Annotated in this window: 25 protein-coding genes; 14 read left to right on the top strand and 11 right to left on the bottom strand. The window is 51.3% G+C overall.

Going from position 1 to position 26161, the window contains the following annotated elements:
- The first annotated feature begins 91 nt into the window (after positions 1 to 91).
- Positions 92 to 2188, top strand: a complete 2097-nt coding sequence (gene recG / locus SMSP2_RS12670) for an ATP-dependent DNA helicase RecG (RefSeq protein ID WP_146684408.1) — start codon at positions 92 to 94, stop codon at positions 2186 to 2188.
- Positions 2189 to 2194: 6 nt separating this feature from the next.
- Here recG and SMSP2_RS12665 read toward each other — a convergent pair whose 3' ends face one another.
- From SMSP2_RS12665 to SMSP2_RS12655, 3 genes are read right to left on the bottom strand one after another with little or no spacing between them, the layout of a single operon-like run.
- Positions 2195 to 3649: a nucleoside hydrolase gene (locus SMSP2_RS12665; protein WP_146684407.1), complete on the bottom strand. Its 1455-nt coding sequence runs from the start codon at positions 3647 to 3649 to the stop codon at positions 2195 to 2197.
- A 23-nt stretch (positions 3650 to 3672) separates the two neighbouring features.
- The gene (locus tag SMSP2_RS12660) at positions 3673 to 4335 is read right to left on the bottom strand and encodes a type II secretion system protein (protein ID WP_146684406.1); all 663 of its coding nucleotides are present in this window, start codon (positions 4333 to 4335) and stop codon (positions 3673 to 3675) included.
- Positions 4332 to 5372, bottom strand: coding sequence for a hypothetical protein (locus SMSP2_RS12655; RefSeq protein ID WP_146684405.1), 1041 nt, complete (start codon positions 5370 to 5372; stop codon positions 4332 to 4334). The genes SMSP2_RS12660 and SMSP2_RS12655 overlap by 4 nt, the downstream gene beginning before the upstream one ends.
- A gap of 126 nt (positions 5373 to 5498) precedes the next feature.
- On the opposite strand from SMSP2_RS12655, the gene nikR reads away from it, so the two are divergent.
- The 3 genes from nikR (at position 5499) to SMSP2_RS12640 (ending at position 7812) form a co-directional block, all read left to right on the top strand.
- A complete protein-coding gene (gene nikR / locus SMSP2_RS12650; RefSeq protein WP_146684404.1) occupies positions 5499 to 5912 on the top strand; it encodes a nickel-responsive transcriptional regulator NikR in 414 nt (137 codons plus the stop codon).
- Between the two features lie 188 nt (positions 5913 to 6100).
- On the top strand, positions 6101 to 6976 hold the full coding sequence (gene lipA / locus SMSP2_RS12645; protein ID WP_146684403.1) for a lipoyl synthase: 876 nt from the start codon (positions 6101 to 6103) through the stop codon (positions 6974 to 6976).
- A 17-nt stretch (positions 6977 to 6993) separates the two neighbouring features.
- Positions 6994 to 7812 carry an inositol monophosphatase family protein gene (locus SMSP2_RS12640; protein WP_186804712.1) on the top strand — a complete coding sequence of 273 codons (819 nt, stop codon included), beginning with the start codon at positions 6994 to 6996 and terminating at the stop codon, positions 7810 to 7812.
- A gap of 49 nt (positions 7813 to 7861) precedes the next feature.
- Here SMSP2_RS12640 and SMSP2_RS12635 read toward each other — a convergent pair whose 3' ends face one another.
- Positions 7862 to 8092, bottom strand: a complete 231-nt coding sequence (locus tag SMSP2_RS12635) for a hypothetical protein (RefSeq protein WP_146682568.1) — start codon at positions 8090 to 8092, stop codon at positions 7862 to 7864.
- Between the two features lie 111 nt (positions 8093 to 8203).
- Between SMSP2_RS12635 and SMSP2_RS12630 the strand changes: the two genes are divergently transcribed.
- The 10 genes from SMSP2_RS12630 (at position 8204) to SMSP2_RS12585 (ending at position 19351) form a co-directional block, all read left to right on the top strand.
- Positions 8204 to 9355, top strand: a complete 1152-nt coding sequence (locus SMSP2_RS12630) for an ISAs1 family transposase (protein ID WP_146682569.1) — start codon at positions 8204 to 8206, stop codon at positions 9353 to 9355.
- A gap of 134 nt (positions 9356 to 9489) precedes the next feature.
- Positions 9490 to 10365, top strand: a complete 876-nt coding sequence (locus SMSP2_RS12625; protein ID WP_146684401.1) for a DUF58 domain-containing protein — start codon at positions 9490 to 9492, stop codon at positions 10363 to 10365.
- A 329-nt stretch (positions 10366 to 10694) separates the two neighbouring features.
- Positions 10695 to 11090 carry a hypothetical protein gene (locus SMSP2_RS12620; RefSeq protein ID WP_146684400.1) on the top strand — a complete coding sequence of 132 codons (396 nt, stop codon included), beginning with the start codon at positions 10695 to 10697 and terminating at the stop codon, positions 11088 to 11090.
- 403 nt (positions 11091 to 11493) lie between these two features.
- Complete coding sequence (locus tag SMSP2_RS12615) at positions 11494 to 12471, top strand: IS30 family transposase (protein ID WP_146682659.1); 978 nt, start codon at positions 11494 to 11496, stop codon at positions 12469 to 12471.
- A 54-nt stretch (positions 12472 to 12525) separates the two neighbouring features.
- Entirely contained in the window at positions 12526 to 13530 is a 1005-nt protein-coding gene (locus SMSP2_RS12610; RefSeq protein ID WP_146684399.1) for a protein BatD, read from the top strand.
- Complete coding sequence (locus tag SMSP2_RS12605; protein ID WP_146684398.1) at positions 13527 to 14591, top strand: vWA domain-containing protein; 1065 nt, start codon at positions 13527 to 13529, stop codon at positions 14589 to 14591. Before SMSP2_RS12610 ends, SMSP2_RS12605 begins: the two co-directional genes overlap by 4 nt.
- Positions 14591 to 15613, top strand: a complete 1023-nt coding sequence (locus SMSP2_RS12600; protein ID WP_146684397.1) for a VWA domain-containing protein — start codon at positions 14591 to 14593, stop codon at positions 15611 to 15613. Before SMSP2_RS12605 ends, SMSP2_RS12600 begins: the two co-directional genes overlap by 1 nt.
- Before the next feature lie 23 nt (positions 15614 to 15636).
- Positions 15637 to 16728, top strand: coding sequence for a hypothetical protein (locus SMSP2_RS12595; RefSeq protein ID WP_146684396.1), 1092 nt, complete (start codon positions 15637 to 15639; stop codon positions 16726 to 16728).
- The gene (locus tag SMSP2_RS12590) at positions 16728 to 18533 is read left to right on the top strand and encodes a BatD family protein (protein WP_146684395.1); all 1806 of its coding nucleotides are present in this window, start codon (positions 16728 to 16730) and stop codon (positions 18531 to 18533) included. Before SMSP2_RS12595 ends, SMSP2_RS12590 begins: the two co-directional genes overlap by 1 nt.
- Positions 18530 to 19351: a tetratricopeptide repeat protein gene (locus SMSP2_RS12585; protein ID WP_146684394.1), complete on the top strand. Its 822-nt coding sequence runs from the start codon at positions 18530 to 18532 to the stop codon at positions 19349 to 19351. Before SMSP2_RS12590 ends, SMSP2_RS12585 begins: the two co-directional genes overlap by 4 nt.
- Positions 19352 to 19363: 12 nt before the next feature.
- Here SMSP2_RS12585 and SMSP2_RS12580 read toward each other — a convergent pair whose 3' ends face one another.
- The 7 genes from SMSP2_RS12580 to atpE all read right to left on the bottom strand — a co-directional run bounded on the left by SMSP2_RS12580 (position 19364) and on the right by atpE (position 25886).
- Positions 19364 to 19831: a F0F1 ATP synthase subunit delta/epsilon gene (locus SMSP2_RS12580; protein ID WP_146684393.1), complete on the bottom strand. Its 468-nt coding sequence runs from the start codon at positions 19829 to 19831 to the stop codon at positions 19364 to 19366.
- A gap of 601 nt (positions 19832 to 20432) precedes the next feature.
- Positions 20433 to 21857, bottom strand: coding sequence for a F0F1 ATP synthase subunit beta (gene atpD, locus SMSP2_RS12575; RefSeq protein ID WP_146684392.1), 1425 nt, complete (start codon positions 21855 to 21857; stop codon positions 20433 to 20435).
- 69 nt (positions 21858 to 21926) lie between these two features.
- Positions 21927 to 22820, bottom strand: coding sequence for an ATP synthase F1 subunit gamma (atpG, locus tag SMSP2_RS12570; RefSeq protein ID WP_146684391.1), 894 nt, complete (start codon positions 22818 to 22820; stop codon positions 21927 to 21929).
- A gap of 62 nt (positions 22821 to 22882) precedes the next feature.
- Positions 22883 to 24409: a F0F1 ATP synthase subunit alpha gene (gene atpA, locus SMSP2_RS12565; protein WP_146684390.1), complete on the bottom strand. Its 1527-nt coding sequence runs from the start codon at positions 24407 to 24409 to the stop codon at positions 22883 to 22885.
- A gap of 39 nt (positions 24410 to 24448) precedes the next feature.
- Positions 24449 to 25003 carry an ATP synthase F1 subunit delta gene (gene atpH / locus SMSP2_RS12560; RefSeq protein ID WP_146684389.1) on the bottom strand — a complete coding sequence of 185 codons (555 nt, stop codon included), beginning with the start codon at positions 25001 to 25003 and terminating at the stop codon, positions 24449 to 24451.
- Positions 25004 to 25005: 2 nt separating this feature from the next.
- Positions 25006 to 25626 (bottom strand): F0F1 ATP synthase subunit B, encoded by a 621-nt coding sequence (gene atpF, locus SMSP2_RS12555; protein WP_146684388.1) that lies wholly within the window; start codon positions 25624 to 25626, stop codon positions 25006 to 25008.
- A 5-nt stretch (positions 25627 to 25631) separates the two neighbouring features.
- On the bottom strand, positions 25632 to 25886 hold the full coding sequence (atpE, locus tag SMSP2_RS12550; RefSeq protein ID WP_418287782.1) for an ATP synthase F0 subunit C: 255 nt from the start codon (positions 25884 to 25886) through the stop codon (positions 25632 to 25634).
- Between the last annotated feature and the right edge of the window lie 275 nt (positions 25887 to 26161).

Genomic DNA, 26161 nt, shown 5'->3' with positions numbered 1-26161 from the left:
GACTTATCTTTTAAAAATCATATTCAATCTTATAATTTTATCGCTATTATGATGTAATTCAAGTTATCTTTTGAATTAAAACTGTCTTGACATGAAAATGGATTCCCAATACCAAAAAAACAGCAATTTTTTAAAAACCGGCGTAACCGTATTAAAAGGCGTAAGCCCTTATAGACAAAGGCTTTTGGCCAAACTTGGCGTTTTAACCGCCGGCGACCTGCTCGAATACTTCCCCCGCAGCTGGGAGTTTCTGCCTGAGCCGGCATATATCTCCGAGCTGCGCAAAGGCATGGACGCTTCAGTCGTGGGCATAATTGAATCGATAGACTTCAAGCAGTTTCGCCGGCCGCCGTTTGTCGAGGTTTATCTCGTTGATAACTCCGGTAATTTCCGGCTGGTATGGTTCAACGGCGGCTACATTCTCAACCAGATAGATATCGGTATGCCGCTTCTGGCTTACGGCAAGGTCAGCAGCTACAAACACCAGCTCCAGATGACAAATCCGCGTTTCAGGGTACTCGAAGAAGGCGAATACGCGGACGTAAAATCCCTTGGCGGCTCGGTTTATCCCGCGACAAAGGGCCTCACCACCGGCCAGATAAAATACCTGATACGAAACTCGCTCGAGACCCTCTGCCAGCATGTCCCCGAGTTTTTCACCGACCAATACCGCCAGAAAACACAGCTTCTAAGCCGCAAAACGGCTTTTCACCAGATTCATCAGCCGCTGGAACAGCAGGAAGCCGACCAGGCACTCCGCACACTCAAATATGAAGAGCTGTTCCTGATGCAGCTTGGACTGGCTCTGCGGCGTAACCGGGTGGCAAAATCCAACCCGATTTCTGTCATGGGCTGGGACAAAAAGCTCGATACGCATATCCGGCGGAGGTTCCCCTTTATGCTGACCGAAGACCAGGACGCGGTGATAGATGAGATAGTCGCCGACATGCTCTCGCGGCACCCGATGAACAGGCTCTTGCAGGGAGATGTCGGCTCTGGGAAAACGGTAGTCGCTGTATATGCGGCACTTATGGCGGTTGCCAACAAGAGCCAGGCGGTAATTATGGCCCCGACAGAGATACTCGCACAACAGCACTATGACAATATCTGCCGCTACCTTGAGGGCAGCAGGGTTAACATCAAGCTCGTTACCGGCAGCATCACCGGCAAAAAACGCCAAAAAATACACGAACAGATAAAAGACGGCGAGATCGACATAGTTGTCGGCACAGTCGCCCTGCTTAACGACGAGATAGAATACAGGCGGCTGGGACTTGTCGTTATCGACGAGCAGCACAAATTCGGCGTTGACCAGCGGGCACGCGTCCGCAAAGGCGCTCTGCCGCACACACTGGTAATGACCGCGACGCCGATTCCCAGGACGATAACCATGACAGCGTTCGGAGATTTGGACGTTTCGGTAATAAAACACTCGCCGCCGGGACGGGGCAGGGTAAAAACCCGTGTTGTAGAGCAGGGCAAGCGTGATGAGGCGATAGAGTTTATACACGCACGCATCAAGGCGGGTAAGCAGGCGTTTTTCGTGTATCCGCGGATCACATCCAGCGAGGACGAGACCGAGGTAAAAGCCGCCCTTTACGAACATAAACGCCTTAGCATAAAGGATTTCCCCGAGTTTGAGGTCGGCCTGCTGCACGGCAGGATGAGTGCCGCCGAAAAGAGCGAAATCATGGAGAGCTTTCGAAGCGGCAAGATCAACATCCTCGTATCTACGGTGGTTATCGAAGTCGGTGTTGATGTGCCAAACGCCACGATTATGGTGATCGAAACCGCCGACCGGTTCGGCCTGGCTCAGCTGCACCAGCTGCGCGGGCGTATCGGCCGCGGCCAGAGTGATTCGTACTGCTTCCTCTTTGGCGACCTGGAAAACGAGATCGCCGCAAAACGGCTGGCAATGATGGAAAAAAGCCATAACGGCTTCGAAATCGCGGAATTTGACCTCTCAATCCGCGGCCCCGGCGAGATGTTCAGCACGCGCCAGCACGGAATGCCCGATCTCAAACTGGCAAACATCGTCGAGGACTTCGACCTGCTCTGCATGGCCAGACGAGACGCCGCCCAGTTCGTAAAAGATGACCCGCTGCTGGAAAAACCGGAGAACGTCAACCTCAGAGAAGCAATCATCGACAAATACGGCGAAAAACTCGGACTCATCGGGATCGGCTGAGCGGGTTTATTTGTTTTCAAGCATCTCAAAAAGATCCAGTCTGTGCCAGTTTTCCCAGATATCCAACCCGAATTCGCGGACATTTTCCCAATACTCATGATCCTCGAGCGTGTATGTCTTTAATATATCCTGTATCGTCCGGCGTATTTTATCGGTGTATTCTGATTTTAGCACCAGTGTAACTTCTCTGCCGTTATACTCGAAGCTGGTTTTAATCCGTTTTTCATCGACCTGTCCCTGAAAAAACAAAGCTCGGCCGGGTGTGCAGCCGGTAGCAACGATAATGCCGTCTTTTATGCAGCTTGCCGGCTGGGTATCCGGCGCGTGAGTGGTTACTTTCATTGAATGCGGCGGTGAGTTGAGCAGCTCCATCGCCCGCAGCCCCATCTTTACCCCGATTACAGAATACGCACCGAGATGGTCGTGCAGCTCGTTCATGATCATCTGGGAAAAAAACTCCGTTTGACCGTTCTTTTCTACCATATCCGTGATACGTGAGGCGATATCCGGCTGAAACACAAACGAGGGAAGCATCGTATCCCTGAAAACCACATTATGCTTGTGCTGCCGCCCTAAGCACAGGTAATATTTGAAACCCTCATTAAGGTCAGCACGGGGCGAGGTTGTCATAACACCATCTGTTTCAGTGAGTTCGAACATTTCCGGTTCAACCAGGTAGATATATGCCGCCTCATCAAAAAAAGGCAATGCCGCGTAATGCTCAAGAGTTGATTTGTCCTTCAGAAGTTTTCGCATGAATTGCTCGGCGATTGATGTATTCGCCCCCGGCTCAAACGGTGCTTCGGTGAAAATGTTTCCTTTTTTCGCGGCGTTTGGGTCGGGACTTATGAAAATTATCTCGGCACCCGAGGCGCGAACGTATTCAAACGCATCTTTATCGCGGCTGATATTCCAGTTTTCTTCTGACCGGGGCGAACCGGGTATTATGATATGTTCAATCCGGTCTATGATATCGGGGTCTGCTTTTATTGCCGCGGCCAGATTCGTCAGCGGCCCCAATGCGAGTATTACAGTTTCCTCGTCATGTTCCGTGTATGACTGAGGCGTGAATAAACTCACCGAAACCTCTCGGCGAGAACCGGGCAAAGCTGAATCGATCGCGTTTTTGGCTATCGGCCGAAAACCAGGGGCAGGGGCATTTTTGTTACTCTCTGTTTCATAGAGTTTTACGTCCGGACGGTTAAACATATCAAGCATCCTGCCGCATAGACGGGCACAGTCTGCCGCGTTTGTAACGCCCTCGGCAGCAATGACCGCCTCGATTTTTATATGCGGGCTTTGTAGAATAAGCGCCAATGCGGCGGCATCATCAAGCCCCATATCCGTATCGACCACGACATGGCCGCCGTCCTCTATCGAATCTGCACAGACTAAACCGCCAAAAATTATCAGCGAAAATATAACGAAAATTCCAAATTTATGGTTTATGAGGTACTTCAATGTTTAAATCCTTGAAAAAATTGTTATTTGTCAAACGAGCCATAATGCCCGCTGTTTTTCAGCCGCATACGGACTATCAGACCCTGCTTTTTCGATGGGGAATACCATGTCCGCTCCGGTACCGGCCCGTGAAGCTGTTTTATCAGTTTCCATTCGTCAAATTCCGGCCCCTGGCTGTAAACCACCCATGTAACAGGGGATGTCTTCGGATCATTATAACGGATATCCTCGTGCGGCGGTCCCTGATTATCAGGAAAACTCGCCGGCACATACAACGAAGCCTTTATATATGGCATAAACCGGTTATTCTGGTACAACTCACCTACTGAGCTGTATTTATACGTGTTTATTCTGTGAAATCTGTCCTTTATACCTACCGTCGTGCCGTCTTTGGTCTGCGGCGCGGGCAGATATTTACCCTGCGCAAGCTCCGGCGGCAGCTGGTGGTCTTCCCAGCCCATCGAACAGTCTTTGCGGGTTGGCGGATGCTTGCCGCTGTTGCTCTGCATGTACATCTCGAGACCAAGGCTGACCTGATACAGGTCGGAATTCACCGCGAGCACCTTTGCCTGCCGACGAGCGGCGGAAAGCGAGGGCAGAAGAATCGCCATCATAACGGCGATTACCGATATTACTACCAGAAGCTCTATAAGTGTAAACGCTTTGTCATGCTTTGTTTTCATCATTCCTGATACAGGCCGGATCTGGTTTCAAGCCAGCCGGCGGCGATTTCTGCAACGTCCTGGAGATCGACAACATAATCACTGTTTATATCGCCGCTCAAGTTACCTCTGGGATTACGGGCTGCTCCGAGCACCTTGCCGTTGCCGTCATAATCCATCACTATAATATAGTATCCCTTTGTCGGATCCGGCGGGTACCCGGGGCCCTTCTGGTTAAGAACGCCGACAACATCGATTGTGCCCGAGGGGCATTCTTGCCGGCTTATTCCACTGCCCAGTGCCAGGTGCACAGGGAAGCTCAAGCCGCTGTCATCGCTGACTGTTATGGTGCTGTCATTGCCCCAGTTTTCCGGGTCATCGATGGTTACACCTTCGAGCCTGACAAGCCGGCACTGATACCGTTCACAGCCGGTCATTCTTGTCGAGTCGAATTTTTCGCTGTTATCGGGATTTTTAAGCTCGCTTATAGTAACAGATTCCGGACGCGGCAGGCCAACCGCCGGTTTTACAAGCTCAACCTTAAAATCAAATAACGGCTCGGTTCGATGGTTCTCGTTTATGTTAAGTTTACCTGCGTAAAAGAGATATGTGCCGGTTACCCGTACCCTGTCGCCTGCGTGGAACACCCAGCCGCTCTGCGGATCTCGGTTTAAACGGGAAATCTCATCGAGCCACTGCTGCTGCGTGTAGTTGTCTTCTCCGGGGCCGTTGCCGTAATTCTGCCCCATCCAGCAGGCAGTGCCGGCCATATCCTCACCTTCGCCCTGGATAAACATCTCCCACTCGCCGCCCATCTGCCACGGCCCGGGCGTTGAATCGGGTTCAGGGCTGAGCCAATCCTCGGGATTGTTGAGCAGAATACCCTCAAGAACCACCTGAAAAGGAGAATTAGCATCATTTGCAAACGCAGAGCTGCCGTCCTGGTTGACCGCCTGAAACTCCCAATGTGTTACCGGAATCGCATCCTCGGCCAAAGCCGCAGAAACGAAAAGACAAACAAGCAGTATAAACAGTTTTGGTGATAAACTCTTCGAAAACATAATTAGATTTACCTCGCGCATAATAATATTAAAATCGTAATACCGACTATAAATTATTTTCACTTTTTTGTCAAGCCGATATAATGGTGTTTACATAAGTTATAGTTATTTTAGCAGGATAGAGTTATGAGTCGTATTGAAAGAATTGGCGTATCGATAGAACAGGAGCTTTTGAGTGCTTTTGACGAATTGATAGCCGAAGAAGGCTGTCCCAACCGCTCGGAGGCAGTCAGGGACATGATCCGTCTGCGTCTTTCTCAACGTCAGCTTCTCGAGCCGCAGCGCGAGTGTGTGGCGGCGGTAACATTGATGTATGATCATCACGAAGCGAAACTTACACAGAAACTTATCGATATACAGCACAACCACCTGCTCGACGTTATCGCGACAACACATGTTCATATTGACCACGACAACTGCCTCGAAGTGATTATAATGAAAGGCAAAGCCGCGGATATTGAAAAACTCGGCAAAAAAATCGCATCTTTAAAAGGAGTCAAGCTCAGTCGGGTCAATGTGATGGCAACAAATTTTCTTTGAGCTGATTCAGGGCAAACCTGTTAACAGTGCCGGCGGCCGGCATACTTTGGGAACGTTCTGTTTCGATTCGCCCTCCCGGCGGGATTTTTCAGGTTGACAGCCGCGGGATAGCCGCTAAAGTTAACTTCGTAACGCTGCACAGGCTCGGCACCTTCAGTTTCATTATATTCAGCAGGAAATAAATGTAAATGACTGTAGAAAAAGAAAATAAATCAGTTCGCCGGCTTCCGCCCTGGCTCAAACGCCCGATGGGCATCGGTGAGACGTTCAGCCGGACAAACGAATCTATCTCCGGCCTTGGCATAGAGACGATCTGCGACCATGCCAACTGCCCCAACAAGGGCGAATGCTGGAGCCGCGGCACGGCAACGGTACTTATCCTCGGCGGTATCTGTACACGCAACTGCAAGTTCTGCTCGGTAGGCCACGGCAAACCGCTGCCGCCCGACCCGACAGAGCCGGCGAGGGTTGCCGAGCTGGCAAGACGCATGAAGCTCAAATACCTGGTTATCACCAGTGTTGACCGCGACGACCTCCAAGACGGCGGGGCATCTCAGTTCAGGGATGTCGTGCTGGAAACACGCAAGGCGGTTGAGGGTATCCAGTTTGAGCTGCTCGTGCCGGATTTTCGCGACAGCCAAGAAAAATCCATCGAAATCCTCGCGGAGGCGTTTCCTTTTGTATTCGGACATAACATAGAGACTGTACCGCAGTTATACCCGATAGCCCGCCCGGGCGGCGACTATCAGAGGTCGTTGAACCTGCTGCTGATGGTAAAGGAGAAATACCCCCGGATTCAGACAAAATCCTCGATCATGCTGGGGCTGGGCGAGACCGACGAGCAGGTATTGCAGACACTAAAAGACCTTCGGCGGCACAAGTGTGACAGGGTTTCACTGGGACAATACCTGCGACCGAGCAAAGAATCGCTCGAAGTCGCCGAGTACGTAACGCCGGAGAAATTCGACCAGTGGGCCCAAAAAGCCCGCCAGATCGGCTTTTCATGGGTGATGTCAAGCCCGTTCACAAGGAGCTCATACCACGCCGAAGAAAAACAGAATTAAGTGATGAAACAAACCATATGAAAGACACACAAAATACAGACAAACTGATTAAAACAGCCAAAAAAGCGGCGATTGCGGCGGCGGATATCATAATGGAGGCTTTCTGGAGCCGCTCGTTTACAAACAAATCGAGTGATGAGATCGTCACCGAGACCGACCCGAAGGCGCAGGCGGCGATCGTGGATATCCTTCTGGGTGAATTCCCAGATAGCGGAATCCTCGCCGAGGAAGGCCTCAACGGCGAAAAGCTCTACAAGAAACCGCCCGCCGAACCAAACGGTGTGTGGTGGGTGATAGACCCGATTGACGGGACAACCAGCTTTGCACATTCGCTGCCGTCGTTTTCCGTATGTATCGGGGCGTTTGCCGATGGGGTGCCCATGGCCGGAGTGGTGTATAACCCAAATACGCAAACCTTTTACGCCGGCACGAAAGGGACGGGAGCCTGGGCAAACGAGCACAGGATAACCGTCAGTGATGAGCCGATAAACCCCTTCGCCGGCATCGCACTGGATATAGACCGTAAAAAGGCAGAGCTGGAACAGTTCTGGGACATGGTGGATTCTATCAAGCTGAGAAACTACGGCTCGACCGCCCTGCATATATCATACGTTGCAAACGGGAGTCTCATCGCCGCCGCGTCAAACAGGATTAAATTCTGGGATATCGCCGCGGCGGGAGCTGTGCACGTATTCGCCGGCGGAACACTCACCGACTGGCACAACAGGGACATATTCCCGTTCGACATACAGGCATACCAGGCGCAAAAAGTGCAATTCATCGCCTCGAACAAAAGCGTTCACACAGACATGCTTGCCCTGCTCAAAGAGGAATAGCCAGAACCGCCCCGGCAGTTACTGTCACAGGGCAATCGCATCTAAAATATCATTTTTTAGGCTTTTCGGTTAGTTTTTTTCTTTCAAGGCGTGTTATCCGTATGATTTCGTCAGCATATTGTTGCACTAAGTCCATGAATTGGTTGTAACTATCTATGTCAGCCTGCAGTGCTTCAAGCTCATCCTTTGGGACATATCGCACAACATTGGCTCCATTTTTCCACGTTTGGTGGTTGAAATGCTGCCGGTTTTTCATCTGACATATTTTCCCTCGTTCCATTCGCTCTATTTTTGCGATTTTTTCTAATAATTTTATAGCTTTTTTTGTCTTTTTCATTATAGTATAATATATAGTATTCTATATCTTTGCAACGTTAAAACGAGGAAAATTATGAAAAAAGAACAAAACCAACGCAGATTAATGGACTATTTTTCGACAATTGAAGACCCCAGAGTCGAGCGTACTCGCAAGCATGAGCTTAGCGATATTTTATCCATTGCAATTTGTGCAATAATTTGTGGCGCTGATGGATGGACACAGGTTGAAGAGTTCGCTCAGTGCAAAGAAGAGTGGTTTAAAAGTTTTCTTTCTTTGCCTAATGGCATTCCTTCTCACGACACATTTGGACGAGTATTTTCTTCTCTCAAACCCGACTCATTTGAACAATGCTTCCTCGAATGGGTCAATGCCTTAGCCCAAAAGAGTGAAGGCAGGCTCATAGCCATTGACGGCAAGACTATGCGTAGAAGCGTTGATTATGCATCTGAAAAAGCGGCTGTTCACATGGTAAATGCCTGGTGCGACACCAACAAAATGGTCATTGGGCAGATTGCAACAGAAACCAAGAGCAATGAGATAACGGCTATACCTAAGCTCTTGGAGTTAATTGATTTAGATGGTGCAGTTGTAACAACTGATGCTATGGGCTGCCAAAAGGAAATTGCTAATGCTGTAATTGAAAATGATGGGGACTATATCTTGCAGCTAAAGGCAAATCAGACCGGCCTGCATAAAAATGCAGTTACCCTTTTTGATGAATGTATAGACGATAATGTCTATAATATTCAATATACTGTTGCAAGTGAAACTGATGGAGGCCACGGCAGGGTTGAAGAACGCACATTGCGGGCTGTTTCAAATGTAGGATTCCTTAACTCTGAAAAGAAGAACTGGGTCGGGCTCAAGAGCCTGATATGTGTGGAGGCAAAGAGGAGCATAGGAGATGAAACAAGCGTAGAGAAACGGTATTACATATCAAGCCTGACTTGCAAAAATCCGCCAAATTTACTCAAATATATCAGGGGCCACTGGGGGGTAGAGAACTCCTTGCACTGGTGTTTAGATATCAGCTTTGCCGACGATGAAAGGAGAATAAGAAAAGGTTATGGAGCAGAAAATTTTGCAAGGCTCTCACGAATAGCACTGAATCTGCTAAAACAGCAAACCAAGCACAAGGTCGGCATAAAGACCAGAAGGCTGTGCTGCGGCTGGAACGAGCAATACCTATATCGCGTGCTGACACAACAAAATAAAGGACTTTAGATGCGATTGCCCTGGTTACTGTCAAAGCGGAAACAATTTTCTCTTTTAATATCAGTCATTTCCATTAGAATACCGTTCTTACGGAATATGGAAGATTTTGAGATTTATAATTTCAGATTTTTGATGATTAAACGATGCTTGATCACGAACTATTAGCAAAAATACGCCAGATACAGATATACACTTCTCACGCGGTGAACGCGGCGTTTGCCGGTCAGTACGAGAGTGTGTTCCGCGGGCGGGGTATGCAGTTCGAGGAGGTTCGCGAGTATATCCCCGGCGATGACATCCGCGATATCGACTGGAACGTAACTGCCCGTACGGGCAGGGCTCACATCAAACGGTTTGTCGAGGAGCGTGAGCTGACGATAATCCTGGCGGTTGATTTGAGCGGCTCGGGTGATTTCGGCTCGGGTGAGCGTAGTAAAAATGAGCTTGCCGCGGAGCTGTGCGCGGTGCTGGCGTTCGCCGCGATACGCAGCAATGACAAGGTCGGCCTGCTGATATTTACTGATCAGGTCGAGATGTTCGTGCCTCCAAAAAAGGGCAGCAGCCACGTACTGCGTATTATCCGCGAGCTGCTGGGCTTCAAGAAACAGGGAGTTAAAACCAACATCAAGGCGGCTCTCGAGCATCTGGCACGAACAAACAAGAAAAAAGCGGTTATATTTATGGTATCGGACTTCATGGCGACGGGCTACCTGCGTGATATGACACTGCTTGGCAGAAAACACGATTTGATCGCCGTCGAGGTACACGACCCGGCAGAGGCAAAGCTGCCCGCCGCGGGTATCATAGAGCTCAAAGATGCCGAGACGGGCCAGAGGATCTTCGCCGATACCTCCAGCAGACGGTTTAGAAAAAGCTACGAAACAGCCGCCGCCAAACGAAGAGCCGAGCTGCTATCGGGATTTAGAAGCGCCGGCATCGACTGCATAACCGTACAGACGGATAAACCGTATATCCATGATATTGTGAAGTTTTTCCATATACGCCACAGCAGAAGGTGAGAGGTGGGAATAAAGAATTACGAATTACGAATTGAGAATCAGGCAATATCGCATGACGCAATGTAGAGCAAATTCACGAATTTGCTCAGTTTAAAAAGTTAAGAGCTAAAAGTAATCAAATAGACATGATTAACATGATTTGAATTTACCATGAAGAGCATGAAGGACATGAAGAAAAGATATAATAAAAACTTCAATTTCTTCAATAACTTCATGGTTAATAAAAAATCAATCTTGTCTATCTTGTTAATCTTGTCCAATAATTAAAAAGTTGAGATTTATGTAGGGCAAGCGTCCCCGCTTGCCATTTCTATGTCAACCGAGGACGGTTGAGCTACTTAGTAAGAGTAAACGCTTTAGCGTGCAAAACACCCCGTCTTTCTGGCACCCCTCTAAAGAAGGGGGAATTTAATATGTGTCGGGCTGGAAGCCCGACCTACGATGAGTTTAAAAAGTTAAGATTCAGTCAATATCGCATGACGCAATCAGAGCCGTTCTTCACTTGTTCACATTCTGATAATATTGATAAACAAGTGAAGAAATATGGAGCGGTCAGGTTAGACAAATGCCGCGGCGTAGAGCAAATTCACGAATTTGCTCAATTTAAAAAGTTAAGAGCTAAAAGTAATCAAATAGACATGATTAACAAGATTTGCATTTACCATGAAGAGCATGAAGGACATGAAGAAAGATATAATAAAAAATCAATCTTGTCTATCTTGTAATCCTGTCCAATAATTAGAAGCTAAGTAGGGCAAGCGTCCCCGCTTGCCGTTTCGATGTCAACCGAGGGCGGTTGAGCTACTTAGTAAGAGTACACGCTTTAGCGTGCAAAACACCCCGTCTTTCGGGCAACCCTCTAAAGAAGGGGGAATTTAATATGTGTCGGGCTGGAAGCCCGACCTACGAAAATAATCAGCGAAAATCTGCGTAATCTGCGGATTTTCTTATTTTAAAATTAAATACACAAGATTAAAAATAACTAAACAAAATCCTGTTAATCTTGTTAATCCTGTCTGATAATTAAAAAAGCGGATTCAACTCATAAGTGCAATTAAGTCGCCAAAATTGTGGTGAGCTGGTATACTCTCTCACTGAATTATGGTGACCTCAACGAAAGGAACACTTATGAGAGCGTACAAGCAGCTCACCGAAGACGATCGTATCGAAATATATGCCATGAAGCAAGCAGGAAATCAACAAAAACAAATAGCTGCGGCGTTGGGCGTTTCTCCCAGCACGATCAGCAGGGAACTGGCCCGCAATACAGGTCTGCGGGGCTATCGCCCTAAGCAGGCCCAGCAAAAGGCTTTATATCGACGGATGGCCGCCCGTAAAGCAGTCAAAATGAAGCCGGAGACGATAGAATACATTGAATCCCGCCTCCGGCAGCAACATTCGCCGGAGCAGATCGCAAAACGCATGAAAACCGATCCCCACTGGCAGGGGCCGGCCGTCAGTCATGAGCGGATTTACCAGCACATTTGGCAGGATAAAGCCCGGGGAGAAACCCTGTATACCCATCTGCGGATTGCCGGGACCAAACAAAGAAGAAAACGAAGAAACAGCCGGGACCGGCGTGGAACGATCAAAAACAGGGTTGGTATCGAAAAACGCCCACCGGTTGTAGAGAGAAAAAACCGCATCGGGGACTGGGAAGGCGACACCGTCGTGGGGAAAAACCATCAGGGAGCCCTGGTAACCCTGGTTGACCGCAAAAGCAAGCTGACGCTGATCGGTAAGGTAGATCGTTATACCGCCGAAGCGGTTGAACGGACCATTATCGCCCTGATCGGCACGCTGCCCCGACGAACCTATACACTGACAGTGGACAATGGCAAAGAATTTTCAAACCATGAATCTATTGCCCATAACCTTAAAATTAAGGTCTTCTTTGCCGATCCCTACAGTGCATGGCAGCGGGGCTTGAATGAGAATACCAATGGCTTGATCCGTCAGTATGTACCAAAAGGAAGTGACATCCGAATGCTGACCAATCAGAAGATTGAGCACATAATGAATCGACTGAATAATCGACCCAGAAAATCTCTTGGATTTTTAACCCCAAATGAAGTATTCTATAAGAGGAAAAAACTAACAGGATAACAAAACAGGATTTAACTTAATTGCACTTGGGAGTTGAATCCGCGAAAAAACATTTTGCTGAAAAAACGATTTTACATAATAGTATTTTTCGCGGCGATGTCGGTTTTCGCTTACGAGCGGCAATACCGGCTTGGCGATGCTGCGCTGACGGTTTCTGGCAGCGATGAGCAGATAAGCCTTGCCGATGTTTACCGGCTGAAAATAACCGTAACCTCCCCGCAGACGTTTGATGCCGAGATAACGTATGAGCCGGACGATGCTGATTTTGACCTGGTGGAACAGCCCGGCCAATCCGGTTCTCGGGTTAAGGGCGAGATGATCGTAAAGACATACTCAATCGGTTTTGCGCCGCTCTCTGCCGGCGAGGCGGTTCTGGAAGGGATCACCGTCAAAATCACCGGCAGCGATAACGAGCTGGAGCTTGAGCCGATACAGGTATCGGTCGTGTCGGCACTTACGCAGGAAGATATCGAGCTTATCAAAACTGAAGGCGTCGATCCTCTGATAGACGAGAGCCTGCAAGTCCGTGATGTCGCCGCGATACCGTTCGATAAACGCATCATAGCCGCGGCCGCTGCCGGCGGGATAATCCTCGCTGCGGCGATAGTGTATCTGCTGATAAGGTGGAAACGCCGGCGCGACAGGCGTATCAGATATGTATCGCTAAATTACACGATCAACAGCGCGGTTGTCAGGCTCAACCGGCTTGACCTGCCCTCGCGGGGCAAGTATGAGCTGTACTACCAGACGGTGTGCAATCTTCTGCGTTATTATATAGAGTACCGGTTTAACCTGCGTGCCCGCGACATGACAACGGAGGAGTTTCTCGAGAGCCTCCGCGATTCGAGTGATCTCGATACGGCGACAAAGGGCGATCTGAAATATTTCATGGAGCAGTGCGACATGGTCAAGTTCGCCCGCTACGTGCCCGACGAAGAGCAGATCCGCTATATCGGCAGCCTGCTCGAGGAGTTTGCCAACAAGACCGCCGATGCCGAGCGCCAGATAACTGAGGCTCAGGCCCGGATATTCGACGAAGTTGTGGAGGAGGCGGCATGATAGAGTTTCATTCACCGTTAGCGTTTGGGCTTCTCCTGATTGTCGCGGCAGTATTTCTGTTTCGCACAAGGATTCGCCGCGCGGGACTGAGGTTTTCATGGCTGGGAGTGTTTGACCGGATCCCCCAATCACTCCGCTCCAGGCTGATGCCGCTGCCGGCGGTATTGCGGGCGCTCTGCCTGGCACTGCTGGTTGTTGCCGCTGCCGGGCCGCGTGAAGGGGTGAGCATTTCGAACATATCGATTGACGGCGTGGCGATGGAGCTTGTCGTTGACCGCTCGGGCAGTATGAACGAAAAGATGATCTACAAGGGCGAGGAGCTCTCCCGATTTGAAGCGGTAAAACTGGTGTTAGAAGATTTCATAACCTCCAGAACGGACGGGCTCGAGGCGGGCAGCGGCGATCTGCTGGGACTGGTAACCTTTGCCCGTTATCCCGATACTGTCTGCCCGCTGGTGCGAAACCATTCAATTCTGGTTGAGTTTTTAAAACAGACCAACACGGTTCGGCTGCGAAGCGAAGACGGCACGGCAATCGGCGAGGCGATAGCACTTGCCGCGGCGAGGCTCCATTCCGCCGAGCAGGAAATTAACAAAGCCAACGCCGAGCAGAGCGGAACGGATTCCCATACACCGCCGGAGTTTACGATAAAGAGCAAGGCGATTGTCCTGCTGACAGACGGCATAAACAACCAGGGCCAGATCAGCCCGCAGGAAGCCGCCGAGATGGCCGCCGACTGGGGCATCAAGATTTACGCCATCGGTATCGGCTCCGGCTCGGTGCGGGTTATGGACCAGTTCACTATCCCCGGCGCTGCGCAGCTTGACGAGACCCTGCTCAATTCAATCGCCCAGGAAACCGGCGGCTTCTACGCACGCGCCGACGACGCGGAACAGCTCAAGGCGGTTTATGAGCGTATCGGCGAGCTGGAAAAAAGCGAGATAAAAAGCCTCGAATACAACGATTACAACGAGAAGTTCCTGCCCTGGGCGGCCGCGGCGCTGGCGGTTCTGCTGGCGGAGATAATTCTAAGCAATACGGTATTGAGGAAGAGCCCGTAATGGTAAACGACAAATATCTAATGCTTCTGTTTATAGTGCCGGCTGTTATCCTGCCGGTTTTCGCCTGGGCGGCGTGGCGGCGGCGACGGCTGCTGAGGCGGTTTGCAAAAGCCCCGATGCTGGCACATCTAAACGCAGAGATAAACCCTGCCCGAAGAGCACTCAAGGCGGTGCTTGCTGTACTGGCTTTTGTGCTGATAGTTGTCGCTATGACCCGCCCGCGGTGGAACCCGACGCCGCGAATGATCCCCCAGCTGGGCAGGGATGTCGTGATACTGCTGGACGTGTCGCGGTCAATGCTGGCAGAGGATATCAAGCCAAACCGGCTTGAGCGGGCAAAGATAGCTATAAAAGATTTGATCGTGCGGCTTGAGGGCGACAGGGTGGCACTGGTAACATTTGCCGGCAGCGCTTCTGTAAAATGCCCTTTGACAAGGGATTATTCGTTTTTACGTATGGCACTCGATGAACTCGGCCCCGAGAGCGTATTCCGCGGCGGCACAAACGTAGGCGACGCGATCCGCAAGGCCGCCAACGAGGTCTTCGAGAATACGCCCCGTGATTACAGGGATATAATACTCATCACCGACGGCGGAGACCTGGAAGAGAGCCTGCCGGTAGAGGCCGCCGAAGCCGCCGCCGCGGAGGGCGTGCGGATAATAGCGGTTGGACTGGGCGATCCGGTAAACGGAGCGCCGATACCGGTAGTCGATGAGAATGGGCGGAAACGCTACCTCGAACACAACGGCGAAACCGTGCGTACAAAACTCGATTCCGAAACCCTGAGAAAGACCGCCCTGGCCAGTGCCGGCGGTGTTTACCTGCCGGTGGAGACGGGAACGTTTGATCTGGGGCAGATGTATTACGGAATCGCCTCAGGCTCGGGCCGGCGGCAGCTCGAAGAAGAGGTTAGAATGGAATACGAAGAAAAATTCCAGATATTTCTGGTGCTGGCGTTTCTGGTGCTCGCGGCAGATACCGTGATCAGCGATGCCCGGCGCAGAAACTTGAACAATTATTAGGCTTTGTTATACTGTTTTCTGGTATGTCTAAGAAAAATAAAACTTTATATATAATGATACTGACTGCGGCGGCGGGCGTGTGTTTTGCGCAATCGCCCAGGAGTCTTGTAAACGAGGGCAACCGGCTCTACGCCCAGCAGGATTACCCCGGCGCGGCAGAGCTGTATGAGCAGGCGGCGGAGTCTGAATCTGCCGTCGCGGCGTACAACCTCGCAAATGCCCGCCTCAAAGAAGGCCGGCTCGAAGACGCTGTAAACGCATATCTACAGGCGCTCTCGCTGGCAGGAGACCAGAGCGGAAAACTAAAACATGATATCCGCAGCAATCTCGCCCGGGCATATTATGAGCTTTCCTCGCAGAAAACCAAAGAGGACCCCGAGGCGGCGATCAGCGACCTTGACAGCTGCATCTCGACTCTTCGCGATTCAGCCCGTTTCACAGATGACAAATCACAGACCGCCCGCAATATTGAGCTTGCCAGAGTCAAACAGGAGATGCTGCGAAAGATGCTTGAACAGCAGAAACAGCAGCAGCAAAAGCAGCAGCAGTCCAAACAGGATATCCAGGATCAGCTCGAAAACCAGCAGCAGAAACAACAGCAGCTCAGCGGGCAGGACCCGTCTGAGCAGCAGAGCAAAGAACAGCAGCAGCAGCTCTCCGAAGATACGCAGCAGACGCTGGATCAGATGAAAGAACACGCCGAGAAGTACAACGACCAGCAGATGCAGGATGCAGCCAAAGACGTGGAAAAGGCCGCCGAGAAACAACAGCAGGCGCGTGAGCAGATGGAAAGCGAAGAGCCGGAGAAACAGCAGCAGGCAAAACAGTCACAGCAGCAGGCGGCCGATGAACTTTCCGAGGCGTTGAAAAAGCTCGGCGAAGACGGAGAAGAACAGGGCGAGAAGCAGGACGGCCAACAGCAGGAAGACCGGCAGCCGCAGGAGCAGGACGAACAGAGTCAGCAGCCACGGCAGCCGCAGCAGGATCAACAGCAAGAGCAGAACGGCCAGCCGCAGCACGCCGAGCCGGAAGACATCATAAACAAGGAACGTGAAAACCGCTCCCAGCGGGTTCGAATGATCGGAGAGTACAAACCTGTGGAGAAGGACTGGTGATGGCGGACTCTGTTTTTACACGGATATTTCTGGCGGCGATTTTGACGCTGATGTGCGTCTCCGCGGCGAGCGGCATCGAAGTCTATGCCAAGGTGCAGGATAACACGCCGATATACCAGGGCGTGGGGTTTGACTATTTTGTTTATATTGACGGAAGCAGCAGCGCCGATTCGATCGACGTAACACCGCTTGCGGAATATTCGCCGCAGCTGACAAACCAGAGAGACGTCTCGCAGAGATCAACAACAATCATAAACGGCAAACGCACTGACCGTGTCATAAAACGCTATCTCTACGGCTACAGGCTGACCGCATCGAAAAGCGGAACATTTACACTGCCGCCGGTAACCGTAACCGTTGACGGCAAAGAGTACACCTCCAACAGTATTGATATAGTTGTGCAGCGCCCCGCCCGCTCGGACGGACTGGCTGTCGAGTGGGAGCTTTCGGAGCAGAGCTGTTATGTCGGCCAGCCGGTGCAGGCCACCGTTAAATGGTATGTCCGCGCCGATATCGCCCGCGCTGTGGGAGACTATGAATTCAATGTGCCTCTGTTTACTGATAATGATTTTCTGGTAGATGACCCGGAAGGCAAAAACGCCGGAGATAAAATAATAAAAGCAAGCGGCATCACCGCCGGCGTTGAGCAGCGCGGCGTAAGACGCAATGGAGAAGAATTTGTCGAAATCTCTTTTTCGAAGATGGTTCTGCCGCAGGCGGCGGGCACGTTTGAGCTATCGCCGGTATCCGTAAACGTAAACGTCGCGGTACAGTCCTCACGCACTCCGAGATCTCTGCTTCGCGATTTCTGGGGCCAGGAATACCGGCTTTTCACTGCCGGCTCAGAGCCGCTGACCCTTGAGGTACGGCCGCTGCCCCAGAGCGGCAAACCGGCCGGCTATTACGGCCTGATAGGCAGATACAGCATATCCGCTTCCGCACAGCCGGTACAGGTCAAGGTCGGCGATCCTATCACCCTGACAATCGGGATAACCGGCTCTCTGCTCAGTCCCGTGCAATGCCCTGATCCGGAGATTGTTAACGGTTTCGAGGATGACTTTATAATCTCCAGCGATACACCCGCATCAGAAGACGGTACCGGCACACGGACGTTTACCACCACTATCAGGGCAAAATCCGAGGAGGTAACCGAGATACCGCCGATACCGCTGAGCTACTTCGACGTTGACAGGGGTGAGTATATAACGGTTTACAGTGATGCGATACCCTTAGAGGTTTCGCCGACAAAAGAGCTGACGCTTTCCGATATTGAAGGCGGCAGTGTATCGCCGCAAACGCATGATGTTGTCGTTCAGAAACAGGGTATCGCCGCCAACTACGAAGGCAGCCGGCTGCTCGAGGATTACCGGTTCTCCATTGCGGCGGCGGTTTTCCAGCCGGCGTTTGTGCTGCTCTGGGCGCTGCCGACACTGCTGGCGGCGGCCGCGTTTATCCGCAGGCTTTTCTCTGCCGGCGAAGACCGGAAAAAACAAAGGCTAAGAAAAACCGCGGCTTCAAAGGCGTATCACGCGATTAAAAAATCACACGATAAAGAACACCTCGCCGAGGCGATGCGGGAATATATAGCACGCAGGTTTGATATGTCCGCAGGCTCGGTTACTCCGGTTGACTGCGAAAATTTGATAGGCCGTGTGTGCCGGCTGGAAGAGCAGGCAAAAGAATTCGCCCGGATACTCGAGGCGTGTCAGGCGTCTCAGTACAGCCCGCTCAGCGTGGAGTTCGTTCCGCAGTGGCGTGTGAGGGTAACCCAGATAATTCGTGAGATAGAAAGGGCTGTAAAATGAGAACTGCACTGCTAAGCGCCTTTCTGATAATATTGTTTTGTGCCGGTTTTGCCGCGGCGGCGGATTCACCCGAAACCAGCCGCGAAGAGGCAGCAACACTGCTAAGCCGCGCAGAGGATACATTCCGCCGGGCGGCCGCGGCAGACGGACGGGAAGCCGCAGACCTGTACCAGAGAGCCGCGGTCATGTATGAGCAGATTATAAACGAATCGCAGATAAGCAATCCCGGGCTGTATTACAACCTGGGCAACTGCTATCTGATGTCGGACGATATCGGACGGGCGATACTCAATTACCGCAGGGCGCAGAGACTCGACAGCTCCGATCCGCAGATACACAAAAACCTGCAATACGCACTGAGCAAACGTGTGGATAAAATCGAGGTGCGTGTTGAGCGGCGGGTTCTTTCGCGGCTTCTGTTCTGGCATTATGATTTCAGCCTCCGCAGCAGGTTCACCGCGGCGGTAATCTCGTATGCAGTTTTGATGCTGCTGATTGCGGCGAGGCTGTTATTCGCGAATGCCCGCTGGACAGTGCCGGCAGCGGGACTGGTGTTTGTAATTTTTATCTGCCTTGCCGGCTCTGCCGCTGTTGAACATTTTGGTATCGGGGCGAGCCGAACGGGCGTGATACTCGCCGACTCCGTTACTGCCAGGCAGGGCAACGGCGAGAACTACCCGGAGAGCTTCTCGGAGCCGCTGCACGAGGGCACGGAGTTTGAGCTTCTTGAAAAACGCATTAGATGGGCGCATATACGTCTGTTCAGCGGAGATGATGCCTGGATTCCGATCAGCTCGTTTGAGCTTGTTGACGGATAGCCGCGTCGGGCGTTATTCCGTTTTGGACACCTGTTGTGTTTGTCGGGGAAGATCCGCCAGCTTGGCGAGCTGTTTTATGAGGCTTGCCTTTTTGATCAGATGCTGGCGGGCCTGTGTTGTGAACGCATCACCGGCAAGCAGCTTGTTCGCCTCTTCGAGCATCTCTTCGACCCTGTCCATCTCCATACCCTCGAGGCCGGTAACATCATACGCAAGGACGGTGGCGCGGTTGTCGCTCATACGCACGATCCCATCGTCGATCAGATGAAAGCTCTCAGGCAGCGGATTGTAATCGTGGTCGGTTACGCCCTTGGCGTACATGATGCCCAGACCAAGCCGCGTTATTATCGGGCTGTGGTTGCGCATCAGTCCCAGCTGCCCGTCGTGGGCAGGTACAATCAGCATCGATACGCGGCAGTCAACCAGTGTGCGGCTGCGCGTCATCAGCTTAAACTCAAATGTCGGTGCTCTATGTGGCATTTTATTTATTTTGACAGGATTACAGGATTAACAGGATTTTAATCTTGTGTATTTAATTTTAAAATAAGAAAATCCGCAGATTACGCAGATTTTCGCTGATTATTCTTCGTAGGTCGGGCTTACAGCCCGACACATATTAAATCCCCCTTCTTTAGAGGGGTGCCCGAAAGACGGGATGTTTTGCACGCTGAAGCGTGCACTCTTACGAAGTAGCTCAACCGTCCTCGGTTGACATTTAAATGGCAAACGGGGACGCTTGCCCTACGTAAATCTTAACTTTTTAATTATTTGACAGGATTAACAAGATAGATAAGATTAATTTTTTATTAACCATGAAGTTATTGAAGAAATTGAAGTTTTTATTATATCTTTTCTTCATGTCCTTCATGCTCTTCATGGTAAATTCAAATCTTGTTAATCATGTTAATCATGTCTATTTGATTACTTTTATCTCTTAACTTTTTAAACTGAGCAAATTCGTGAATTTGCTCTACATGGCTTTATATTCTTTTTTAAATCTGTGAGAGAAGTTGAAAATCCGCCTCGGAGGGCGAACTCCGCTATTTTTCACTTTTCACTTTTCGCTTTTCACTTAAATAAGCTATCTCATCGCGGCGGCTTTTTCCGCTGCTTCGTTTACATCTCCAACATACATAAATGCCTGTTCGGGCAGCTTGTCCCATTTACCCTCGCAGATTTCGCGGCAGCTTTTCACCGTTTCTTCAGCGGTTACATATTTGCCTTCCATGCCGGTAAACTGGCTGGTTACCAGGAACGGCTGTGAGAAAAACCGCTCGAGTTTTCTGGCACGCGCGACAATCAGCTGGTCTTTTCGGCTGAGCTCATCAACGCCGAGTATTGCGATGATGTCCTGGAGGTCTTTGTAACGCTGTATGTTTTCCAGTACCTCCTGGGCAACTTCATAATGCTCTTTGCTGATGATATTTGGATCGAGGATTCTCGATGTACTTTCCAGCGGATCGACTGCCGGATAGATACCCTTCTCGGCGATGGAACGTTTGAGTACAACCGACGAGTCAAGATGCGCAAACGTCGTCGCCGGTGCAGGGTCTGTCAGGTCGTCAGCGGGAACATAAACCGCCTGCACGGATGTTATCGCGCCGTTGGTAGTAGATGCGATCCGCTCCTGCAGCTGGCCCATCTCGGTGGCAAGTGTCGGCTGGTACCCTACCGCGGAGGGGATACGCCCGAGCAGCGCGGAGACCTCCGCTCCGGCCTGTGAAAAACGGAAAATATTATCGATAAACAGCAGTGTGTCGCCGCTGCTTTCCCGGCAAAGCGCCTCTGCCATCGTCATCGCTGTCAGGGCGATCCGCAGTCTTGAGCCCGGCGGCTCGTTCATCTGGCCGAACACCATGCAGGTATGCTTGAGCACTGTGTCCTGTGTATCGCCGATATGCGTATCCGCCATCTCCCGCCACAGGTCATTGCCCTCACGGGTTCTCTCGCCAACGCCGGCAAATACGGAGTGGCCGCCGTGCTTGGTTGCGATACGCGCGATCAGCTCCTGTATAAGAACCGTCTTACCAACGCCCGCCCCGCCGAAGAGGCCGGTCTTGCCGCCTTTTACGAACGGGCAGAGCAGATCGATTATCTTTATTCCCGTCTCGAACATCTCCGAACGCGGCACAAGATCAACAAATTCCGGCGGCCTCTTATGTATGGGGCGGTACTGCTGCGCCTGCACGGGTTCTTTGCCGTCAACCGTCTCGCCGAGTACGTTGAACACGCGCCCCAGCGTTACATCGCCGACCGGCACCATGACCGGGCCGCCGGTGTCTGTCACTGCCAGTCCGCGGGAGATTCCCTGAGTCGAGCCCAGCGCAACCGCGCGTACGCGCCCGCCGCCGAGGTGCTGCTGAACTTCGCCGGTGAGGGTAACCTCTTCGCCGCCGAAAATCTTTTTTACCGTCAGAGCGTTGTAGATCGCCGGCACGGAATCTGTATCAAACTCCGCGTCGAACGTGCTTCCGATTACCTGTATTATTTTTCCGGTATTTTCCATAATTTTTTTCTTTATGATATCAGACCGATCTAACTAATCCGGCCGATAAATATTGTATCTTTGTTCTCATCAGCTCAGCGCCTCTACGCCGCCGACTATGTCCATCAGCTCGTTTGTAATCTGCCCCTGGCGGGCCTTGTTGTATTCCGATGATAGATTGGTAAGCATTTCATCGGCGTTTACCGAGGCGTTTCTCATGGCGTTTACCCTGGTGAGATTCTCGCTTGCCGCCGCGTCGATAAAACATTCCGCCAGCGCGGAGCGAACCATCATTTTGGCGATTTCCGGGAACAGCTCCTTCGGCGGCGGGCTTACCTCGAAGTCTTCGAACGTCGCCTCCCACGGCCATATAACGTTTGTCCTGGTGCAGATATCGTCTATCAGCTCATACAGCGGCATCAGCGTCAGTGTCTGGGGCCTCTGGCTGGCGTTGGAATAAAACCGCGTATATACCACGCCGGCATAACAGATTTTCTTCTCGCAAAATCTCTCGATCAGCTCATCAGATAATTTATCCGACTGTTCATTGGTGGGTATGCCGTCAAAGCCGGTGAGCTCTTCTTCTATTGGTATATGCCTTGCCCGCAGCTGGGTGGCTGTTTTTCTGCCGCTGACATACACACGCAGCCGTTTGCGAAGCCGCTTTGCCCGTTTCACGTGCACCTCGAGCATATGCATCAGGTTGGAATTGTACGCGCCGCAGAGCCCCCTGTCCGTGCCCAGTACCAGTACCGCCAGGTCGCCCTCGCTGTGGTCGGCCAGCAGAGGCGCATCAATCTTCGTCTCAGCAGTTACCATCAGATATGCCAGCTGCGCAAGCCCGTCAAAAAACGGCTGGCTGCTCTTCCACCGTTTGTAATAGCGGCGGTAGCGCGCAGAGGATATCATCTCCATGGTGCGTGTGACCTTGCGGATATTCGATATCGCCCTGTGGCGCTGTTTTATCTGTCGTATTCCTGCCATTTTTTAGCTTATACTTTTATTTTTCCAATCCGGGTCTGCTGCCGGTTTATTTTTCTTTCCTGCTATTCCGCGGCAAAAGAGAACCGGAAAACATTCTTATAAACGGTCATCGCCTCTACCAGCTCTTTCGAAAGCTCATCGCTGAGTTTGCCCGTTTCTTCTATTTCTTTTAAATATTCCGTCGCCTCGAGCCGCAGCCAGATCAGCATCTCCTCAAGGAACGCTGAGACCCGTGTCAAATCCATATCATCAAGCACGCCTGATGTGCCGGCAAGTATGCAGGCAACCTGTTCCGGCGCGGGAATAGGCGAGAACTGCGGCTGCTTTAGAATCTCAACCATTCTGTAGCCGCGGTCAAGCTGTCTCTGCGCCGCGGGGTCAAGCTCTGTTCCCAGACGGGCGAAGTCTTCCAGCTCACGGAATGACGCCAGGTCAAGCCGCAGCCTGCCGGCGACCTTTTTCATCGCCGGTATCTGGGCATCTCCGCCTACGCGGCTTACACTTATACCCACATCAACCGCCGGACGAATACCGGAGAGGAACAGATCTCTCTGGAGGTATATCTGGCCGTCGGTGATAGAGATTATATTTGTCGGGATATACGCCGAGACCTGCCCTTCGAGTGTTTCGATTATCGGCAGTATCGTCATCGACCCGCCGCCGAGCTCGTCTTTGAGCTTTACGCCTCTTTCGAGAAGCCGGCTGTGCAGATAGAAGATATCACCGGGATACGCCTCTCGCCCGGGCGGCCTGCGAAGCAGCAGCGAGAGCTGGCGGTACGCCACGGCGTGTTTGCTCAGGTCGTCAAAGACACACAGAGTTGCCTTGCCGTGCTTGTACATGAAGTATTCGGCGATTGCCGCGCCGGCATACGGGGCTATGTACTGCATCGGGGCCGAATCAGAAGCCGAGGCGCATATAACTATTGTATAGGGCAGTGCACCTTTTTTATTCAGCGTCTCGACCACTTCTGCGACGGTAGATTCCTTCTGGCCGATAGCAACATAGATACAGACGACATCCTGGTCTTTCTGGTTGATTATCGTATCGAGGGCGATAGCGGTTTTTCCGGTTTTCCTGTCGCCGATTATCAGCTCTCTCTGTCCGCGGCCGATTGGCATCATCGAATCGATGCTCTTTATGCCGGTCTGCAGAGGCTCTTTTACCGGCTGGCGGTCGGCTATGCCGCAGGCCTGCGAATCGACGAGTCTGTATTCATCCGTCCGGGCAGCGGGTTTGCCGTCAAGAGGCTCGCAAAGCGGGTTTATCACACGCCCGAGCAGCTCCTCTGATACGGGCACGGTGAGCACCTTGCCGGTGGTCTTGACGCTTGAGCCCTCGTGCAGCCCGCGGAAGTCGCCGTAGATAACCGCACCGATGTTGTCCGTTTCGAGGTTGAACACCTCTCCCGAGACACCGCCCTCAAACTCGAGCATCTCGTTTGCCATGGCGTTTTGCAGCCCGTAAATGCGCGCGATCCCGTCGGAAACCTCGAGAACCTTACCGGAGGCGGCTGTGTCGGTAGTGCGTTTATATGAAGCGATCTCCTGTTTTATCAGGCTGCTTATTTCTGTTATATCAAGTTTCATTATTTATCCAGCATTGAGAAAACAACGTTTAGATTATTGCTATTTGTACCTGTTCTTCACCTTCTCGGCGGCCTGGGCCAGGAAACTCCGCACGCTGTTGTCGATAAGTATATCGTCCTGCTCGATGATAATCCCGCCCAGTATCGATGGGTTTATCAGCACCTTGAGTTTCACTTCACCGCCGCAGGCCTTTTCGAACCGCGTTTTCAAACCTTCAAGCTCATCATCGCCAATCGCATTTGCCAGAGTAACCGTTATGCGGCTTATTCCGCGATCCTTATCAAAGAGTTTCTCATATTCTTCTGCGATATCGCCGATAATATTCATCCGCCTGTTTTTGATCAGCACCGCCAGAAGTCCCATGACCGTTTCGCTGATGCGTTTTTCAAAAACCCGCATCGCCGACTCTATCAGCCTGCCGGGTTTCTCGAACGGGTCGCAGAGCAGGCTCTGAAACTCGCTGTTTTCAGAGAGTATCTCTCTGACGGCGAGTATCTGCTCAAAGTCCTTCTGCTGTGAATTATTCTCACAGCTCAGCTCAAACGCCGCGGCGGCATACTCACACGCGGCTGGATTTATCTCTCTGGTCTGCATCGTTAAACGGCGGCCTTGTTTTGTTTTTTTCTGGCGTAAATATCAACCGCTTCATCAATGAGCTTCTGGTTGTCATGCTGCGAGATGGATTTGCCCAGGATACTGCTGCCCAGCTCAAGCACCATGCTGCCGGCTTCTCTGGCCAGCTCGCTGCGAGCCGAGTCGGTTGCTTTGATGATATCCTGCCGAGCCTGTTTTTTCAGCTCGAAGCTCTGCTCTCTGGCGGTTTCGACCATCGCGGAGGCCTTTTCCTGTGCCTGGGCGAGGGCCTTTGCCGCGGCCTGGCGGGATTCTTCGTCAGCGGCGGCGAGTTTCTGCCGGTATTCCTCGAGAACCTTTTGTGCCTCTGCTCTGGTGTGCTCGGCAGAGGATATATCGCAGGCTATTTTCTCCTCACGCTTTTTCAGTGAGCCCAGCAGCGGGCCCCAGGCCAGCTTGTACAGGACAAAAACCAGGATCCCAAAGCTCACCAGAGTCCAGATCGACTCGGCGATGGTTCCGGAAAACAGGTTTACCTTACCGCCGGCCTCACCCGCTTCGTGCGCAGCAGGCTCCGCGGCAGCTGCTATGGCTGTGCAGGCAATCAGAATGGCTGATATTGTCAGGCGTTTAAAACGTGACATCGCAATTATCCAAACAGTATCGCTACCAGACAGATCACAAGCGCGAACAGGGCTATACCTTCGATAAACGACGCCGCGACCAGCATCGCCGTGAAGATTCTGCCGCCGGCTTCGGGCTGGCGGGAGATAGCCTCGGTTGCCTTGCCGGCAAGATTGCCGATGCCTTTGCCGGCACCGATCACTATGAGCCCGCAGGCAATAAGACCGGCAAGCATACCAAGGCCCTTGTCATTAAGCTCGATGTTAATAACGGCTGTCATCATCGGTATTGTCGATAACATATTTAACATTTTGTACCTCGATTAAATTATTCTATTTTTTTTAATGAAGAATGAAGAATGAAGAATTAGGAATTAGGAATTGTGGAATTCGCTTCGCTCATAACTATTAAACTATATTAGACACGATTTACAAGATTTACAGGATCGCATTGAATTTTTAAACTTCTTGTCAATCTTGTAAATCATGTCCATTCAATTCTTAATTCCTAATTCCTAATTCCTAATTCCTAATTCCTAATTCCTAATTCCTAATT

This window comes from Limihaloglobus sulfuriphilus (assembly GCF_001999965.1).
Taxonomy (GTDB): Bacteria; Planctomycetota; Phycisphaerae; order Sedimentisphaerales; family Sedimentisphaeraceae; genus Limihaloglobus; species Limihaloglobus sulfuriphilus.
The sequence above is the reverse complement of the archived record's forward strand: the minus strand, read 5'-3'. Positions and strand labels throughout refer to the sequence as shown.

What these genes read in the sequence shown, in the direction of transcription:
- recG (WP_146684408.1), top strand. Translation starts at nt 92, where the DNA reads ATGAAAATGGATTCCCAATACCAAAAAAACAGCAATTTTTTAAAAACC.
- SMSP2_RS12660 (WP_146684406.1), bottom strand. Translation starts at nt 4,335, where the DNA reads ATGATGAAAACAAAGCATGACAAAGCGTTTACACTTATAGAGCTTCTG.
- SMSP2_RS12655 (WP_146684405.1), bottom strand. Translation starts at nt 5,372, where the DNA reads ATGTTTTCGAAGAGTTTATCACCAAAACTGTTTATACTGCTTGTTTGT.
- nikR (WP_146684404.1), top strand. Translation starts at nt 5,499, where the DNA reads ATGAGTCGTATTGAAAGAATTGGCGTATCGATAGAACAGGAGCTTTTG.
- lipA (WP_146684403.1), top strand. Translation starts at nt 6,101, where the DNA reads ATGACTGTAGAAAAAGAAAATAAATCAGTTCGCCGGCTTCCGCCCTGG.
- SMSP2_RS12640 (WP_186804712.1), top strand. Translation starts at nt 6,994, where the DNA reads ATGAAAGACACACAAAATACAGACAAACTGATTAAAACAGCCAAAAAA.
- SMSP2_RS12635 (WP_146682568.1), bottom strand. Translation starts at nt 8,092, where the DNA reads ATGGAACGAGGGAAAATATGTCAGATGAAAAACCGGCAGCATTTCAAC.
- SMSP2_RS12630 (WP_146682569.1), top strand. Translation starts at nt 8,204, where the DNA reads ATGAAAAAAGAACAAAACCAACGCAGATTAATGGACTATTTTTCGACA.
- SMSP2_RS12625 (WP_146684401.1), top strand. Translation starts at nt 9,490, where the DNA reads ATGCTTGATCACGAACTATTAGCAAAAATACGCCAGATACAGATATAC.
- SMSP2_RS12615 (WP_146682659.1), top strand. Translation starts at nt 11,494, where the DNA reads ATGAGAGCGTACAAGCAGCTCACCGAAGACGATCGTATCGAAATATAT.
- SMSP2_RS12605 (WP_146684398.1), top strand. Translation starts at nt 13,527, where the DNA reads ATGATAGAGTTTCATTCACCGTTAGCGTTTGGGCTTCTCCTGATTGTC.
- SMSP2_RS12600 (WP_146684397.1), top strand. Translation starts at nt 14,591, where the DNA reads ATGGTAAACGACAAATATCTAATGCTTCTGTTTATAGTGCCGGCTGTT.
- SMSP2_RS12595 (WP_146684396.1), top strand. Translation starts at nt 15,637, where the DNA reads ATGTCTAAGAAAAATAAAACTTTATATATAATGATACTGACTGCGGCG.
- SMSP2_RS12590 (WP_146684395.1), top strand. Translation starts at nt 16,728, where the DNA reads ATGGCGGACTCTGTTTTTACACGGATATTTCTGGCGGCGATTTTGACG.
- SMSP2_RS12585 (WP_146684394.1), top strand. Translation starts at nt 18,530, where the DNA reads ATGAGAACTGCACTGCTAAGCGCCTTTCTGATAATATTGTTTTGTGCC.
- SMSP2_RS12580 (WP_146684393.1), bottom strand. Translation starts at nt 19,831, where the DNA reads ATGCCACATAGAGCACCGACATTTGAGTTTAAGCTGATGACGCGCAGC.
- atpD (WP_146684392.1), bottom strand. Translation starts at nt 21,857, where the DNA reads ATGGAAAATACCGGAAAAATAATACAGGTAATCGGAAGCACGTTCGAC.
- atpG (WP_146684391.1), bottom strand. Translation starts at nt 22,820, where the DNA reads ATGGCAGGAATACGACAGATAAAACAGCGCCACAGGGCGATATCGAAT.
- atpA (WP_146684390.1), bottom strand. Translation starts at nt 24,409, where the DNA reads ATGAAACTTGATATAACAGAAATAAGCAGCCTGATAAAACAGGAGATC.
- atpH (WP_146684389.1), bottom strand. Translation starts at nt 25,003, where the DNA reads ATGCAGACCAGAGAGATAAATCCAGCCGCGTGTGAGTATGCCGCCGCG.
- atpF (WP_146684388.1), bottom strand. Translation starts at nt 25,626, where the DNA reads ATGTCACGTTTTAAACGCCTGACAATATCAGCCATTCTGATTGCCTGC.
- atpE (WP_418287782.1), bottom strand. Translation starts at nt 25,886, where the DNA reads ATGACAGCCGTTATTAACATCGAGCTTAATGACAAGGGCCTTGGTATG.